This is a genomic window from Jeotgalicoccus sp. WY2, assembly GCF_018437745.1.
Taxonomy (GTDB): Bacteria; Bacillota; Bacilli; order Staphylococcales; family Salinicoccaceae; genus Jeotgalicoccus; species Jeotgalicoccus psychrophilus.
The window spans coordinates 1,304,400-1,320,029 of the sequence record NZ_CP049818.1; the positions used below are offsets into that span (position 1 = coordinate 1,304,400).

General features: G+C 39.9%; 16 protein-coding genes and 1 pseudogene. 6 read left to right on the forward strand and 11 right to left on the reverse strand.

Going from position 1 to position 15,630, the window contains the following annotated elements; translation table 11 throughout:
- Window positions 1-16: 16 nt before the first annotated feature.
- The 3 genes from G4D76_RS07645 to G4D76_RS07655 all read right to left on the reverse strand — a co-directional run bounded on the left by G4D76_RS07645 (window position 17) and on the right by G4D76_RS07655 (window position 2,355).
- On the reverse strand, window positions 17-1,504 hold the full coding sequence (locus tag G4D76_RS07645; protein ID WP_026858996.1) for an aldehyde dehydrogenase family protein: 1,488 nt from the start codon (window positions 1,502-1,504) through the stop codon (window positions 17-19).
- Window positions 1,505-1,656: 152 nt separating this feature from the next.
- On the reverse strand, window positions 1,657-1,926 hold the full coding sequence (rpsN, locus tag G4D76_RS07650) for a 30S ribosomal protein S14 (RefSeq protein WP_026858995.1): 270 nt from the start codon (window positions 1,924-1,926) through the stop codon (window positions 1,657-1,659).
- An 81-nt stretch (window positions 1,927-2,007) separates the two neighbouring features.
- The gene (locus G4D76_RS07655; protein ID WP_026858994.1) at window positions 2,008-2,355 is read right to left on the reverse strand and encodes a DUF2200 domain-containing protein; all 348 of its coding nucleotides are present in this window, start codon (window positions 2,353-2,355) and stop codon (window positions 2,008-2,010) included.
- 96 nt (window positions 2,356-2,451) lie between these two features.
- On the opposite strand from G4D76_RS07655, the gene G4D76_RS07660 reads away from it, so the two are divergent.
- Window positions 2,452-3,342, forward strand: a complete 891-nt coding sequence (locus G4D76_RS07660; protein ID WP_213809576.1) for an SAP domain-containing protein — start codon at window positions 2,452-2,454, stop codon at window positions 3,340-3,342.
- A gap of 303 nt (window positions 3,343-3,645) precedes the next feature.
- Window positions 3,646-4,059, forward strand: a complete 414-nt coding sequence (locus G4D76_RS16825; protein WP_342664939.1) for an SDR family oxidoreductase — start codon at window positions 3,646-3,648, stop codon at window positions 4,057-4,059.
- Between the two features lie 117 nt (window positions 4,060-4,176).
- Here G4D76_RS16825 and G4D76_RS07670 read toward each other — a convergent pair whose 3' ends face one another.
- The 7 genes from G4D76_RS07670 to G4D76_RS07700 all read right to left on the reverse strand — a co-directional run bounded on the left by G4D76_RS07670 (window position 4,177) and on the right by G4D76_RS07700 (window position 10,832).
- Entirely contained in the window at window positions 4,177-4,575 is a 399-nt protein-coding gene (locus G4D76_RS07670; RefSeq protein ID WP_213809577.1) for a hypothetical protein, read from the reverse strand.
- A 32-nt stretch (window positions 4,576-4,607) separates the two neighbouring features.
- Window positions 4,608-5,120 carry a cupin domain-containing protein gene (locus G4D76_RS07675; protein ID WP_084135755.1) on the reverse strand — a complete coding sequence of 171 codons (513 nt, stop codon included), beginning with the start codon at window positions 5,118-5,120 and terminating at the stop codon, window positions 4,608-4,610.
- 107 nt (window positions 5,121-5,227) lie between these two features.
- The gene (locus tag G4D76_RS07680) at window positions 5,228-6,874 is read right to left on the reverse strand and encodes a BCCT family transporter (protein WP_026858987.1); all 1,647 of its coding nucleotides are present in this window, start codon (window positions 6,872-6,874) and stop codon (window positions 5,228-5,230) included.
- A 484-nt stretch (window positions 6,875-7,358) separates the two neighbouring features.
- Window positions 7,359-7,823 (reverse strand): pyrimidine dimer DNA glycosylase/endonuclease V, encoded by a 465-nt coding sequence (locus G4D76_RS07685; protein ID WP_026858986.1) that lies wholly within the window; start codon window positions 7,821-7,823, stop codon window positions 7,359-7,361.
- Between the two features lie 19 nt (window positions 7,824-7,842).
- Window positions 7,843-8,775, reverse strand: a complete 933-nt coding sequence (locus tag G4D76_RS07690; protein WP_026858985.1) for an RluA family pseudouridine synthase — start codon at window positions 8,773-8,775, stop codon at window positions 7,843-7,845.
- A gap of 160 nt (window positions 8,776-8,935) precedes the next feature.
- Complete coding sequence (locus G4D76_RS07695) at window positions 8,936-9,376, reverse strand: SRPBCC family protein (RefSeq protein WP_026858984.1); 441 nt, start codon at window positions 9,374-9,376, stop codon at window positions 8,936-8,938.
- 64 nt (window positions 9,377-9,440) lie between these two features.
- Window positions 9,441-10,832 carry a YfcC family protein gene (locus G4D76_RS07700; RefSeq protein WP_026858983.1) on the reverse strand — a complete coding sequence of 464 codons (1,392 nt, stop codon included), beginning with the start codon at window positions 10,830-10,832 and terminating at the stop codon, window positions 9,441-9,443.
- Between the two features lie 151 nt (window positions 10,833-10,983).
- Here G4D76_RS07700 and G4D76_RS07705 point away from each other — a divergent pair, with 151 nt between their 5' ends.
- The 4 genes from G4D76_RS07705 (at window position 10,984) to G4D76_RS15915 (ending at window position 14,207) form a co-directional block, all read left to right on the forward strand.
- Window positions 10,984-12,978, forward strand: coding sequence for a catalase (locus G4D76_RS07705; RefSeq protein ID WP_213809578.1), 1,995 nt, complete (start codon window positions 10,984-10,986; stop codon window positions 12,976-12,978).
- A 107-nt stretch (window positions 12,979-13,085) separates the two neighbouring features.
- Window positions 13,086-13,322 (forward strand): glutaredoxin family protein, encoded by a 237-nt coding sequence (locus G4D76_RS07710; protein ID WP_213809579.1) that lies wholly within the window; start codon window positions 13,086-13,088, stop codon window positions 13,320-13,322.
- A gap of 200 nt (window positions 13,323-13,522) precedes the next feature.
- Window positions 13,523-14,056, forward strand: coding sequence for a DsbA family oxidoreductase (locus G4D76_RS07715; RefSeq protein ID WP_256440433.1), 534 nt, complete (start codon window positions 13,523-13,525; stop codon window positions 14,054-14,056).
- A gap of 1 nt (window position 14,057) precedes the next feature.
- Complete coding sequence (locus G4D76_RS15915) at window positions 14,058-14,207, forward strand: DsbA family oxidoreductase (RefSeq protein WP_256440434.1); 150 nt, start codon at window positions 14,058-14,060, stop codon at window positions 14,205-14,207.
- 281 nt (window positions 14,208-14,488) lie between these two features.
- Here the strand turns inward: G4D76_RS15915 and G4D76_RS16830 are convergent.
- Window positions 14,489-15,626 (reverse strand): annotated as a pseudogene (locus G4D76_RS16830) (glycerate kinase).
- Window positions 15,627-15,630 lie beyond the last annotated feature (4 nt).

Consider the following 15,630-nt stretch of genomic DNA (forward strand, 5'->3'; position numbering starts at 1 on the left):
TCTATCCTCTCGTTTTCTAATCTACTTTGTGGTTAACAAATACACTTTTCACTTCAACGTAATTGGAAATGCCATATTCGCCGCCCATTTCTCTGCCTATACCTGATTTTTTATAACCGCCGAATGGCATTGTTTCCAGTTCAAGACCAAAGTCATTTACCCAGACAGTCCCAGCTTGTAATTTACTCGCTATATGATGGCCTTTCCTGATACTTTCTGTCCATACACTTGCAGCTAGTCCATACTCACTGTCGTTTGCACGTTTGATAACTTCTTCTACTTCGTCAAAAACAAATACTGACATTACAGGTCCGAAAATCTCTTCTCTCGCTATCGTCATGTCGTCTTTTACATCAGCAAAAATTGTTGGTTCTACAAAATAACCTTTGTCCCCTTTACGTGAACCACCCACAAGTAATCTTGCGCCTTCTTCTTTACCTTTCTCAATATAACCAAGGACCGTATTTAACTGTTTTTCAGAAACTAACGGACCATATTCAGTGTTATTATCGAGTCCTGGTCCAACAACCGCCTTACCAGCTTTTACTTTTAAAGCTTCAAGAACATCGTCGTAAATTTTGCGCTGCACGTAAATACGTGTTGTAGCACTGCAGTTCTGACCTGAGTTATACATAGTTCCATCAAAAATACCATCGAGTGCTGTATCAAGATCCGCATCTTCTAAAACTACTGCCGGTGACTTTCCACCAAGTTCTAAAGTAATACTTTTAATATCATCTGCAGCATTTTTCATAATTGAACTGCCGGTTTTAGTTGATCCAGTAAAGGCAACTTTGTCGACATCCTTATGAGTAACCAACGCATTTCCCGCAACACTTCCTGATCCTGGAACGACATTGACAACACCATCCGGAAATCCTGCTTCTTTAAATAATTTTGCTGCATATAGTAATGAAAGTGGTGTTTCTGAAGCCGGTTTAATTACTATCGTACAGCCCGCAGCAAGTGCTGCTCCCATTTTCCAACCTGCCATTGCCAGCGGGTAGTTCCACGGTATAATCTGACCGACAACACCTACGGGTTCATGCACTGTATATGTTAAATAACCATTCAATACATTTGTAGTCTGTCCCGAAATTTTAGTCGCCCAACCTGAGTAATACCTGAAATGCTGAATTGTTCCATCAATATCATCTTCCAATGCCTGCATATAAGGTTTGCCGTTATCCAATGCTTCGAGCTGTGCCAGTTCTTCACGATGCTCCTCCAGTAAGTCTGCAAATTTGTAAATAATATGTGAACGTTCTGCCGCTTCCATCTTTGTCCACTCACCATTATCAAATGCTTCCCTTGCAGCTTGTACAGCCTTATCGATATCAGATTCATCAGCTTCTGAAACCTTAGCTATAAGTTCTTCTGTTGCCGGATTTAATACATCGAATGTTTTCCCGTTTTTTGCCGGTATATAACTGCCGTTAATATACAATCCTTTATCTCCGTCTAAGAATTCCTGAACGCGCGACTTCAATGTTTCAATTGCCATATGAAAATTATCCCCCTTTAAATAGTTTGATTCTTACGACAATTCTAATATTATATCTAATAAAAATCAAATATTTTTTCACTCTGTGTGAAAAAATGGATAAAAAAACTGCACAAACCAAATATAATTCGGTTCATGCAGTATTTAAAATTTTACCAGCTGGCCTTTTTCACACCTGGAATCTGGCCTTTGTGTGCAAGTTCTCTGAACTTAATACGTGACAGCCCAAAGTCTCTGATGACACCTCTCGGGCGTCCGGTAATCTGGCATCTATTTGTTAATCTGGCCGGTGATGAGTCTCTCGGTAATTTCTGCAATCCTTCGTAATCACCGTTCGCTTTCATTTCCGCTCTCAGATCTTTGTATCGTTCTACCATTTCCTGACGCTTTAATTCTTTTGCTACTTTTGATTTTTTAGCCATATCAGCTCTCCTTCTATATAAATCGAAATTATTACGCTTTACAATATAACATATGCCTCCCAAAGCCTCAATAAAATCGTTCTAGCGTAATATTTTCTCCATCTTCTTGCCCTTTGCCAGCTCATCAATCATTTTATCCATGTAACGGATTTCCTGCATCAGCGGTTCTTCTATCTCTTCCACTCTGACCCCGCAAATCACACCTTTAACTTCTTTTCTCGCCGGATTCATTGCCGGTGCCTGCTCAAAGAATTCTTCAAAGTTTACTTCTTTGTTAATTTGTTTTTTTAGCTCTTCCTCAGAATAACCAGTCAGCCAAAGAATAATTTCATCAACTTCTTCTTTCGTTCTCTCTTTACGTTCTGCCTTGGTAATATAGTGAGGATACACACTGCTGAAGCTCATTTTATAAATTTTATGTTCTGCCATAGTTCTCCACCTCTTTAAAATAGTAATTAACTGACATAGTTCATTGATTCATTTATAATAATATACGAACATACGTTTGTACAGGGTGTGATATATATGAAATTAGATGCTGTTGAAGTGCTTTTTTTACATTATGTGAATGGTAAAACTGAAGAGGAAGCTCTCCAGTATGAATTCTGGCTAAATGAATACAACCGCGAGCCACAGCACCTTTTAAATCAGCTGATTAATACAGGCGCTGTTTATCAATCATACGATTTATCCGTCACACTGACTAAGTTTACAGTTCCTATTATAAAGGACTTGCTTAAAAACTCAGGCATTAAAGTCTCGGGGACCAAAAAAGATTTAATCGCTCGTGTAAAAGAGCATCGGGAATTTATCGATGTAACAGCGCTCGATATCAACGGCGTATACGTCGTCGATGATTCACTTTCCACGTTTTTGCACGACACTGTTTTTATCAATTATATTAGTCTGCATGGGCCAATCAGTATTCACGAAGCGTATTCTTACTACACTGATCACCCTGACCTGAATGTGTCTGAAATTATTATTGCACTGCATGAACGTAAAATTACTGATAGCATTAACAAACCAAATAAATACGAGGCAGTGAAATGTCATCATCTGCTGTCGGATTACTACAATAATGAATTAAATGATATCCATAAAAGCCTGTACCACCTAAATCAATTCACCATGCTGATTATTCTGCAGTCTATCCGCAGATATATACAGGAAGAAGCAGCTGTGCAATATGATTTGTTCTTTAATATCGATAACTACACTGTCGAGAAATACCGCAATTTGTTACTCATGAAACAATTCACGATTAATGAGCTGTATGATCAGCTGCTCGAACATTCAAAAGATCTGCCTTACAGTGAGGAACATATTACTCTGGCAGCACAATTCATCATCCGGTATATTATCGGCAGCGAACATTCTTCAGTAAAATTGGTAAAGGCTCTGAATGACGGTTAGTTAAAATTGGAACCTTTTTACTGTCTTAACATGTGCGTTATATGTTTTTTAAATAGAAGAGAAAACAATTTAAGGAGTGTTTTATTTATGGCAAAACGTTTTAAAGACAAAGTAATCCTTATGACAGGTGCCGCTTCCGGCCTCGGGTAAGATGCAGCAGTAAAAGTCGCCTCTGAAGGTGCTAAATTAGTGCTTGCAGATTTAAATGAAGAGGCTCTGAAAGAAACAGCAGAGTTAATTAAAAAAGAAAACAGCAATGCTGAAGTTCTGTCGATTAAAGCAGGTATCGAAGGCAAATAGAATCTGACAGAAGATTACGGTTCAGATGAGTTCCAAAAAGCTGTGAACATTAACCTGAACGGTGTGTTCTTCGGTATGAAACACGTGCTTAAAGTGATGAAAGAACAAGGCTGCGGTTCAATCGTTAACACAACATCAGTCGGCGGCATCCGCAGTGTTGGCAACCAGTCCGGTTACTCGGCAACAAAACACGGTGTAGTTGGTCTGACACGCAACTCTGCTGTTGAATACGGTCAGTTCGGTGTAACGATTAACGCAATTGCACCTGGTGCGATTATGACGGCAATGGTTGAAGGTTCGTTGAAACAAATGGATCCGGACAACTGGGAAGAAGCGGGTAAACAATTCGTTTCAGTTAACCCGTTGAAACGTTTCGGTAAACCTGAAGAAGTATCGGGTCTTGTTGCATTCCTGTGATCAGAAGCAGGATTCATCAACGGTGCAGTAATTAACGTTGACGGCGGACAATCTTACAAATACTAAAATTTTATAAGCATAAATTCAGACGGAGGCAGATTGCTGCTTCCGTCTTTTCTATTCAAAGCTGTCTTTTTTGAATTCCTTATATCCTGTAACTTTCTGTGTTTCGTAAAATTCTTCAAAACGTTTTACAGTCTCTTCATAACTCAATCCGTCGAGGTGGTAAATCTTGCCGAAGTTTTCTGATTCCTTTGCCGGCAGCGCTTCGATAGTATAGCCTTCTTCACCTTTAATACACTGCAGCGTGTCAACTTCCAATCTCCAGTTTTGGAACGACAGCGTCGCAAAGCTGTCTTCTTCCTCAATGATATCTTTTAGCGCACTTTCAACTTGTGGCCATGTTGGATTTTGGTAGTCATCCAGACCGGTTGACAGCTCCGAATAAGGTTCCTCTGATTTGTATTCTCTGTCATCTTTATCATCGTCTTGTTTTAGAAAATCAAATATCCCCATATTATTACACTCCTCTTTATATTTAAGACAATCTATTCGTCTTTCCAATATTTAAATAAAGGACCATCCGCACCAAATACCGGATCATTATCAGGTATAGGCACATTTCTTATATTTTTAAGTTTTTCTTCGCGTTCTTCTTTTTTACCATAGCAGAAGTCATATTCTTTGCCGTCAGGATATGCGCCGTACACTGCAAAGTCCGGACTGCTGTCAATATTCTTATGACCGAATCCTGCCGGGATAACCGCAACATCTCCTGCTTCGACTTTAACTTTTGTACCCTCTTCACCGCCGAGATGCAGCCTTGCTGTACCGCTGTCTACAACAATCACCTCATGCGTTATGCTGTGGTAGTGATGATAAGGCGCTACGCCGCCTTTCCATATACCGCGCCAATTGTTATCACTTAATATTTTTTCTGTATCATCGTTTTCTTCTATAACGTTTTTATAATGCAGCAAGGGATAAAATGGATGATTCGGTATCATCCCGTCATCAGGATGCTTCAGAGGTGTGATTTCAATTTCTGCTGCTTTTCTCAAAACTACGTCCTCCTAAAATTTCATATACATATATTTGCCCGTTTTCATCGAATTGTAATCATTAAAAAAAGGATGCCGGTGAGTCCGGCATCCTTTTTGAAGTTATTCTATTTATCTTCTTTCGTTTCCGCTTCAACTTCAGGCGGCTGTTCATCCGGAAGTGTTTCTTCAAACGCCTCGCGTTTTTCTTCCAGTTCTTTTTGTGTATCTTCTCTGTAACTTGATTCAAAAATCAGCTGCTGTTTCTCCAGCTGGATAATGCCATGCTCACTGCGCAATGCTTTGTATAGTGATATTGCCAGCATAATCACGATAAACGTGAATGGGAATGCCGCAATTAACATCGCCATCTGGAGAGCATTCAAACCACCGGAAGCAAGTAGTACCATTGCTGTAGCAGCTAAGATACCGCCCCAGATTAATTTAACTTTAAGCGGCGGGTTCAATGAACCGCCAGTTGTCAGCATACTGAGAACGAACGTACCGCTGTCTGCTGAAGTGACGAAGAATGACGCAATCAGCAATATCGCAATACCCATAATGAGCGGTGCCGCCGGATAGTTTTCAAGGAATGCGAATAGTGCTACTTCGTTACCCTGCGTCTCTATCAGACTGTAAAGTCCGCCGCCAAGAATGTTATCTGTTTCAATACCTGCAACACCGAAAATTGCGAACCATAGTGCACTGAAGAGTACCGGAACACCCATTACACCAATGATGAATTCACGGATTGTTCTGCCTCGTGAAACACGTGCGATAAAGCTTCCGACGAATGCAGCCCAGCCAATCCACCAAGCCCAGTAGAATAATGTCCAGCTGTCGAGGAACCCTCTGTCACCAACAAATGAGTTCATGTTAAATGTCATACTCACTAAGTTCTGCAGATAGTTTCCGGTATTCGTCATAAATGATTCAATCATTAATACTGAGGAGCCAAATACAAATACGAAAATCATTAATGCAATTGCAATAACAACGTTACCCATACTTAAATAACGAATACCTTTGTTAAGCCCTGTCACTGCTGATGCGATAAAGGCAATTGTAATAATAATAACTACTATCATCTGTGTCAGCAGATTATTTTCTATCGCATCAAAGCTGTAGCTTAAGCCTGCTGTAATCTGAGTTGCCCCGAGACCAAGCGACGTTGCAATACCGAAAATTGTACCGAATACTGCTATAACGTCAACTGTTGTACCCATCCAGCCTTTTGATCTTTCACCAATTAAAGGTGACAGTGCTGAACTCATTAGCAGCGGTGCGTTGTGTCTGAAGTTGAAATATGCCAGTGCCAGTCCAACTACTGCATATACTGCCCATGGGTGAAGTCCCCAGTGAAATAATGTATATTGTAGTGCTTCCTGCTGAGCAAGTGCCGTGCCGCCTTCTGTAATCGGCGGGTTGTGGAAATGTGTCAGCGGTTCATTTACACCGTAAAATACAAGTCCGACACCCATACCTGCTGTGAACAGGAACGAGAACCATGTGAAATAGCTGTACTGAGGTTTTTCATCCTGTTTACCTAAACGAATCTTACCGTAAGGACTGATAACAAGATAAAGTGCAAAAATTACAAAGCCCGTCATTGCGAGCATATATACCCAGCCGAGTTCATTAGAAATAAAATTGTTAATATAACCTAAAATAGTTTCCAGATTCGCCGGGAAAAACGCGCCCCATAAAATAAATACAAATGCGACAGCAAGTGAAATATAGAATACAGGGGTTACTGTTGATTTTCTGTTTCTCATGAAATATCCTCCTTATTAAATTATGATGTCTCATATAAAGACATACTAAAAAAGAGAGGTCTCTATATAAGATAATCAGTGATTCTGTATCACTTTACTTTTTTTGAGAAAAAAGATGGAAAATGCATGTGCACTCCAGAAAAAATGAAATAAAAGCGGTGACGTTAAATAATGTCTGAGTAATACTTCAAGACAATAATGCATTGCGAATAGAATCGCACGACAAAGGGATGCATAGTTAAATATGCTCTAAACAACTAATAATGATAACATGGATAATGGTAAAATTAAACATCTCCAGGACATGAATGCGTTTTAACTCCTTCGTTAGTGTATTTTTACATAAATAATTCCCTGTTTTTGTCTACTATAAACTTATATTGCCAACATGACTGAAATACAGCATTCAAATCCCGCGCTGATAAAAAATATTTCAGATAAAAATAATCAGGCTCAGACTTTTTTAAAAAGTCTGAGCCTGATTTCATTTTATATTGCAGCGCGGTGATATTTTATCCAGCCGCCATTTATCAAATAATAATTGTTCATAACGTCCGTAAACTGCTTCACCGTATAACTTTTCATCACCGTAAACGAAGAAAGGCGGAATTTGCTCAGGATTAAACTTAGACTTGTGCGCCTCAACAATCTCACTGAGTGCAGACAAATCCTTCCTGAATTCAATTGAGCGCTTCCCTCCACGCCGTTGATGCTCCTCATCCAGCTCTCTAAGCAAAGCATGTGCATCAAGTATATAAGGGTATCCTTCATTATAAATAGACTTCACAATCGGATGAGTAAGATAACGGGTATTCGTTTCAATAATTTTCATTTCTCCAAGACAGACCCGGATAATTTGATACATTTCCAGCACCTGTTTAGACAGCCGTCGATTATCTAAAAATTGCGCACTTATCTTATGATTTTCGTGCACTCTGAAGATTTGCATACTCCACCCCGTTTTCTACTTAAAATCCTCTAGTAAATGATGCTGGTGTTTCAGATTCAAAGCGCATGACTTTACCACTAGTCGGATGAGTAAATTTAATTACATTCGCATGAAGCCCAAGTCTGTTAATCGCATTAATCTCAGAACCGTATTTTTTATCGCCGACAATTGGATGTCCGAGCTCCTGCATGTGTACACGAATCTGATTTTTACGCCCTGTTTCCAAGTTCACTTTCAATAATGAGAATCTGCGATTCGTTTTCAGCACTTTATAATGTGTAATCGCTTTTTGACCATGATTTGGTTTCGGACTTGAGTGCATCATAAATGTCTTGTCCTCTGTAAGCCATGATGTAATTGTTCCATCTTTTTTTACGATACCTTCTACAAGTGCTACATATGAACGTTCCTGCACAGTTTCAGTCCATGCCTTTTGCAGGCGCTGCTGAACCATTTTACTGCGCGCAAATATCATTACACCGGAAGTGTCACGGTCCAGACGATGCACGATAAATACCCGGTTATTCGCGTGAATGCTCTGTACATATTCCATCAGCTGTTTGTAAGCAGTCATTTGACGCTCCTGCTTTGAGCCCATAGATAAAATGCCGCTTTCCTTATCAATGACAATCAAATCATCATCTTCGTGGAGTATACTCACACCTTTTAATTTCGCACTTGTTGAAGCCACACGTGCGCGTATTTGAACATGATCCCTCGGTTTTAATACTTGGTCGAACTGCGTTGTCGGTTTGTCATTGACTACGATCTGCCCGCGTTTCAAAATACCTTTAACAGCATTACGGCTTTTTGACGGCATTACTTTGAATAAAAATTCAAGTACCTCTGTATGTTCTTTTACTGTCCACTCTTCGTGACGCGGTGCATTTTGGTTAGCTTTTGGTTTTGCTTTTGCTTTGGCATTTGGTCTAGCTTTTGGTCTCTTTTTCATTCTGAAATCCCTCTACTCTTTCTTATTTCTAAGCTTTTCACGATACTAAGCGATTACTCTATTGTACTTTGTATATTCCTTAATTACAGTAAAATATTCATATAAAAAGCTGCCTGTCGAAATTCGACAGGCAGCTTGTACTTTTTAGAAATACATAAGATTAATTTTCTCTGGTTACTGCTTCTTCCAGTTTCTTCATTTCTTTGTTCATCACTGATTTAACGACAGGTTTTGCTGTCATTGCAAACACCCTGACGCCCATGCTGCTTTCTATCGTAGACTTCACAGTTAGTTCTGAGTAATCACCAGCCGGTTCAACATTAAATAACGTTGTTATAACGCCCTGTTTAAGCTTAGTTTTCATAACAATTCTGTTGTTTTCAACGTATTCAGTGATTTCATTTCTGAAACGGTATGTTTTATTTCTAACGCCCAGCGTTATTCTGAATTTCGTCCCTTTTGAACGTTTGCCTTTTGTATTATATTCTATATCTTTCAGAATACTAAAGATCTTTTTTAATTGTTCATCATCATTTATCACCGAAAAAATCTCTCTAGGTGATGCTGCCAGTTTGTCGTTATGATAGTTGTATATTTCCATATGTAATAACTCCCCTTTGTGTTTATACTACATTATAACTAGTTTGATGGAGGTAATTTCTCTCCTAAAATGGCCCAAGATTAATGAGCACTGCGACTGTTAAAAGAACAAACGCTATGCCTGTCCATATTAAAAACAGCGGGAAAAACCACTTAGCCCATTTAATCCATGACACACCTGCGACCGCAAGACTTGCCATCAACGGACCCGAAGTTGGAAACAGTACGTTAGAAAAACCGTCACCGAACTGAAATGCCAGTACGCTGACCTGTCTCGTAATACCAATCATATCCGCAAGCGGTGTCTGTATCGGCATCATAATTGCTGCCTGCCCGCTCCCTGAAGGTACAAAGAAATTAAATACAGAGTTCATTACAAACATACCGATTGCTGTTGCCACAGGCGGTAAAGCAGATAATGGCTGTGACAGCGCATTAACAAGTGTATCCAGAATCTGACCGTTTTCCATAATCACAAGCACCGCTCTCGCAAGTCCGATAATTAATGCACCGTATACGAGATTCTTACACCCTTCCAAGAATGTAATTGCGATTGTATTGTAGTTCATTCCTGCTATTAATCCCGCAACTAAACCAATAATAACAAAAAATGCTGCCATATGATCTGTGGTCCATTGAAATTTAACTACTGCAAAAACGAAGAATATTAATGCCGCTGCCGTCCACAGTAAAATAATTTTATGACGACTTGTAAATGTCTCATCAAAATTCAGTTTGTCTTCACCACCTGCTTCGATACCAATCAGGCTTCTTGAAGGGTCATTTAATATTTTTCTGCAGTAGCGCCATGTATACCAAATCGTCACTCCGACAAGCAGAACGAATGCAATCAGTCTGAACGTCATACCGGAAAATAACGGAAGTTCTGAGATGTTATGTGCAACTCCTACTGTGTATGGATTAAGAAACCCTGCAGAAAAACCGATAAATGCTGCATTGAACGTAATTGCCACTGCGACAATCGCATCGAGTTTTAAAGCTTTTACAAGGAGTACCCCTATTGCGACGAACGGAATTACTGAGTTCGCAAGTGCACCGACAGCTCCGCCGAGAGCAAACAGTATAATTATTGTTGCAATCAGCAGGAATTCTTTCCCTCTCATTCTATCAATTGCCGAATAAATCCCTGTATGTATCGCACCTGATTTATTAATAATCTCAAACATCCCGCCGGCAAATAATACTAAGAAGATTAATCCCGCACTTTCAACCATTCCCGTTTGAACTGACATAAATATATCCATAAAACCAGCTGGTGCAGATTCCACATTTTCATATGTACCTGAAACGATAGTTGTAATTCCATCGTTTTCGATTCTGTCAAAAGTTCCGGCAGGCACTATGTATGTTGCTGCTACTGCCAGCAGAAGCACCGCAAAAACGATGACATAAGTATCCGGGAATTCCCACTTTTTCTTTTTTAAATCTTTATTCATAAATCTACGCCCCCTTATTTTATCCGAATATTCTAAAATTAGAAAAAGATATTACTATACTATCATATATAAATGATTAAAATTATTTAAAATTTGATTAACCGAATTGTAGAAGGGTATTTATAATATGTATTTTAGGAGTGGATCTTTAATGTCTAGAAAGAAAGACGAGCTGAATCAGCGTGATACGATCGATAACACGAAAAATGCACCGCTTACGACGAATCAGGGACTGCCTGTCAGTGAAGACGAATTTTCATTAAAAGCTGGTGAACGCGGTCCAACTTTAATGGAAGACTTCCATTTCCGCGAAAAAATGACCCATTTTGACCATGAAAGAATTCCGGAACGTGTTGTTCACGCCCGCGGTTTTGGTGTTCATGGTGAATTCGAAGTTTACGAATCATTAGAAAAATATACAAAAGCTAAATTCCTAACAGAACCCGGTAAGAAAACTCCTGTTTTTACAAGATTTTCTACAGTTGCCGGAAGCCGCGGTTCAATGGATATTCCGCGTGATGTACGCGGTTTTGCGACTAAATTTTATACAGATGAAGGGAACTTTGACTTGGTAGGTAATAACATGCCGGTCTTCTTTATGCAGGATGCAATTAAATTCCCGGACTTTGTCCACGCAGTTAAACCAGAACCGCATAATGAAATGCCTCAGGCTGCTTCTGCACATAATACTTTCTGGGATTATGTCTCGATGAATACAGAAAGTGCGCATATGGCAATGTGGCTGATGAGTGACCGTGCGATTCCTAAGAGCCTCAGCATGATGGAAGGTTTCGGTGTGCATACATTCAGACTCGTTAATGCTGAAGGTAAAAGCCACTTTGTTAAATTCCACTGGAAACCAAAAGACGGCATGCATTCAGTGTTATGGGATGAAGCTCAGATGATTAATGGTAAAAACATTGATTTCAACCGTCAGACTTTATGGGAGAATATTGAAAAAGGAATTCCTGCAGAATTTGAGCTCGGCTTGCAGATCATCGATGAAGAAGATGAATTCAAAATGGACTTTGATATTCTGGATCCGACTAAATTATGGCCGGAAGAAGATGTGCCCGTACAAATCGTCGGCAAGATGTCGCTGAACCAGAACGTGGACAACTACTTTGCAGAAACTGAGCAGGTTGCATTTCACCCGGGCAGCGTTGTACCCGGCATTGATTTTTCAAATGACCCGCTCTTGCAGGGACGTCTATTCTCGTACACAGACACCCAGTTAATTCGCCTTGGCGGACCAAACTTCCACCAGTTGCCGATTAACCGTCCGATGTGTCCATTTGCTAATAATCAGCGTGACGGCTATGGACAGATGTCGATTCACAAAGGACAGACTGCACATCATATTAACCATATGAATAATAATCAGCCTGAACCTTTAAGTCCTGAAGAAGGCGGCTATGAACATTACCAGGAAAAAGTGGAAGGACGTAAAGTTCAGGCAAGAAGCGACAGCTTTAAAGATCACTTCAGCCAGGCAAAAATGTTCTTAAACTCACTATCAAGACATGAGAAACAGCATTTATACGATGCAGTAAGTTTTGAACTTGGAAAATGTGATATGGAAATCAGAGAACTTGCCCTTACGAAGCTCTTTAACAATATCGACCGTGATTTAACGGAATACGTTGCAGATCAGGTTGGTGCTCCGGTACCTGCTGAAAATAATGAATCAACTTACGACAAAAGTTCACCTGCTTTAAGTATGATGAATACAAACTTCTCACTTAATACACGTACAGTTGGTGTAATTATTATGCCTGATGTTGCAGAGAAAACTCTGAAAGAAACGAAAGAGAAACTTGAAAAACAGGGGCTTCAGCCTATGTTTATTTCGGATAAAATATATCATATCGGAGATATGACATTAGATGCGACATTCGATACAGTACATGCCGTGCTGTTTGACTCACTAATTGTAATCAGCGGAGAACAACCGCTCCCTGCACCGGCAATTGAAAACCTTGAAATTGCTTATAAGCACAAAAAAGCAATTGGTTTCGGCACCGACTCAGTAAATATATTCGACTCGTTGTCATTCACTAAAGATGACGCAGGTGTTACTGATATCGAACAGGACTTCGATGGCTTCCTAAATGATGTTAAAGCCCACAGAGTGTGGGCAAGATAAATTATATTAAACTGCCCGCAGCTCATTGAGCTGCAGGCAGTTTTTTCGTTATTGAACAATTATCCTGTTAAAATTAAGTAACTAATAGGAATGAAAGAGGAAACTTTATGAGTGAACAGGTAAAAATCTTTACATCAGCAACATGTCCGGTATGCGGTATGGCAAAAGATCTGCTGGATTCTATGGATATTTCATATAAAGAGGTTAACGTGGACATTAATCCGATTTCCATCGTTAAACTAATCGGCAGCACGAGAAAATTCACAGTGCCCCAGACAATTATTAATGGCCAGATTATTTCAGGTTTTAATCCTGATAAAGTTATCGCAGCAGTGCACGAGTAGCAAGCAGTTTTATCGTGCAATTCCTTCCTGCCTGTTAAAATTATAGACAGTTACAGTTCTACTTTACACGAAAGGAGTTTTAATTGTGAGTGTAAAAGAAAATGAAAATATCACTTCAAAAGAAGAACCGAAAGAAATTAAAGGGATTGAACTTTAGATCTTGGTACTTCAGGTATGGTATGTGACTTCGAGACCGGTATTTGCGGTCCAATCACGAAGAGAAAGAGGATAAAAATAATGAAAATTACATATGGTCAGATTTCGTCTGTCCGTTCTGCTTTATTGGACAGGCAAACTTAGACAACGCGCTTAAAACATTCGAACATAAAGACGAAGTTGAAATTGAGTACAAGAGTTTCCAGCTGATGCCGGATGCTGAATATACTCCAGGTGAAACGTATGCGGAAACTTTCGCTAAAATGAAAGGTATTCCAGAAGAACGTGCTAAAGGCATGTTTGGACAAGTAACAGAAACTGCTGAACAGGCAGGTGTGGAAATTAATTATGAGACTGCTAAATTAACGAATACACTAGATGCTCACCGCGTATTCCAATATGCAAAAGAACAAGGTAAAGGCACTGAATTCTTTAAAGCATTATACGATGCACACTTCACAAACGGCGAAGTGCTGAACGATGAAGATACGCTTGCACGCCTGTCAGAATCAATTGGTTTAAACGGTGACACTGTACGTGAAATCGCAAATAGTGATCAGTACAACCAGGATGTTTAATGTGGATATCTCACAGGCATCAAACCTTGGTATCCAGGGAGTACCATTCTTCCTTGTTAACGATAAATATTCAATTTCAGGCGCACAGCCCGTTGAATTATTCCAGGAAGCTCTGGAAAAGATTTACCATGAAGGACAGGAAACTGAATAATTTGAATCTATAGGGCTGGGATACACATGAAAGTCTTTCATACCAGTCCCGTGAGTTGTGGATACGCATGAAAACATCTCTTACCAATCCCACGAGTTGTGGATACACATGAAAGCATTTCATACCAGTCCCACGAGTTGTGGATACGCATGAAAACATCTCTTACCAATCCCACGAGTTGTGGATACACATGAGAACCTTTCATACCAGTCCCATCATTTTTTAACTAAATAACGGCCGGAAAATCCATCATTAGGATTCTCCGGCCGTTTTCATTAAAATTACGAACTAATATTCAGCACCCGCATTATCTGTTCAACAGTTTTTTCAATATTCTTTTGTGTCCGTTCACTTTCCATCGCCTGTTCAACAGACACTGGTTCATTCTGAATTGAAAATACCGCATTTATTCCATGATGATTAAGATTGTAAGCATCTTCAGTCAGGCTCCCGCCGACAGCAATAACAGGAATGTTAAACTTTCCAGCCATATTCGCCATGCCTGCAGGTACTTTCCCCATCGATGTCTGTGCATCAATTCTGCCTTCACCCGTAATGACCAAATCCCCGTCTTCCATTTCTGATTCAACACCAAGAACATCCATTATAAGCTCAACACCGGCTTCCAGCTGACCGTTTAAATAGCCATGGAACGCCGCACCTAAACCGCCTGCAGCACCGCCGCCTTCAATTTTGAAATCTCGATACCCATTTCTTTAGATGTGAAATCTGCGTAGTGTTTCAAACCGGCATCCAGGGCTTTCAGCATGTCACTGTCTGCACCTTTTTGCGGTCCGATATATAAGACGCTCCCTGTGCACCATATAAAAGATTGGAAACATCACAAGCTACTCTGAATTCGCAGTCTTTAAACTTCTCACTTTCAACAGTTTTTCTAATAGAATCTATAGAAGATAAAAACCCGCCGCCAAACGCAATCTCATTACCTTCAACATCCATAAACTCGTAGCCCATCGCCTGCAGCATACCGACACCGCCGTCATTCGTTGAACTCCCGCCTAGACCGATGATGAATTTTCTCGCACCATTCTTAAAAGCATGATTAATTAATTCACCGACACCGTAAGTTGTGGTTATAAGCGGATTCAGCTGATCTTTAGACAACAATGTTAACCCGCATGCTGATGCGACTTCTATAATTGCGAGATTTTCATCTTTAATTAAGCCGTAAGAAGCATCAATCAGAGGACCAAGTGGACCTGTTACAGCGATCTCAACCAGACTTCCGTTCATACCTTCAACGAGCGTTTCAGCCGTGCCTTCACCACCGTCAGCCATGGCAAATGCTTTTACCACAGCATCCGGAAACACTTGTTTTATACCATTCTCAACTGCCAGATTTGCATCAACAGACGGTAAACTGCCCTTAAATGAATCCATACCCGTGATTACTTTCATCTCG

What these genes read in the sequence shown, in the direction of transcription:
- G4D76_RS07645 (WP_026858996.1), bottom strand. Translation starts at nt 1,504, where the DNA reads ATGGCAATTGAAACATTGAAGTCGCGCGTTCAGGAATTCTTAGACGGA.
- G4D76_RS07680 (WP_026858987.1), bottom strand. Translation starts at nt 6,874, where the DNA reads ATGAGAAACAGAAAATCAACAGTAACCCCTGTATTCTATATTTCACTT.
- G4D76_RS07700 (WP_026858983.1), bottom strand. Translation starts at nt 10,832, where the DNA reads ATGAATAAAGATTTAAAAAAGAAAAAGTGGGAATTCCCGGATACTTAT.
- G4D76_RS07690 (WP_026858985.1), bottom strand. Translation starts at nt 8,775, where the DNA reads ATGAAAAAGAGACCAAAAGCTAGACCAAATGCCAAAGCAAAAGCAAAA.
- rpsN (WP_026858995.1), bottom strand. Translation starts at nt 1,926, where the DNA reads ATGGCTAAAAAATCAAAAGTAGCAAAAGAATTAAAGCGTCAGGAAATG.
- G4D76_RS07695 (WP_026858984.1), bottom strand. Translation starts at nt 9,376, where the DNA reads ATGGAAATATACAACTATCATAACGACAAACTGGCAGCATCACCTAGA.
- G4D76_RS07710 (WP_213809579.1), top strand. Translation starts at nt 13,086, where the DNA reads ATGAGTGAACAGGTAAAAATCTTTACATCAGCAACATGTCCGGTATGC.
- G4D76_RS07685 (WP_026858986.1), bottom strand. Translation starts at nt 7,823, where the DNA reads ATGCAAATCTTCAGAGTGCACGAAAATCATAAGATAAGTGCGCAATTT.
- G4D76_RS07670 (WP_213809577.1), bottom strand. Translation starts at nt 4,575, where the DNA reads ATGGGGATATTTGATTTTCTAAAACAAGACGATGATAAAGATGACAGA.
- G4D76_RS07705 (WP_213809578.1), top strand. Translation starts at nt 10,984, where the DNA reads ATGTCTAGAAAGAAAGACGAGCTGAATCAGCGTGATACGATCGATAAC.
- G4D76_RS07655 (WP_026858994.1), bottom strand. Translation starts at nt 2,355, where the DNA reads ATGGCAGAACATAAAATTTATAAAATGAGCTTCAGCAGTGTGTATCCT.
- G4D76_RS07660 (WP_213809576.1), top strand. Translation starts at nt 2,452, where the DNA reads ATGAAATTAGATGCTGTTGAAGTGCTTTTTTTACATTATGTGAATGGT.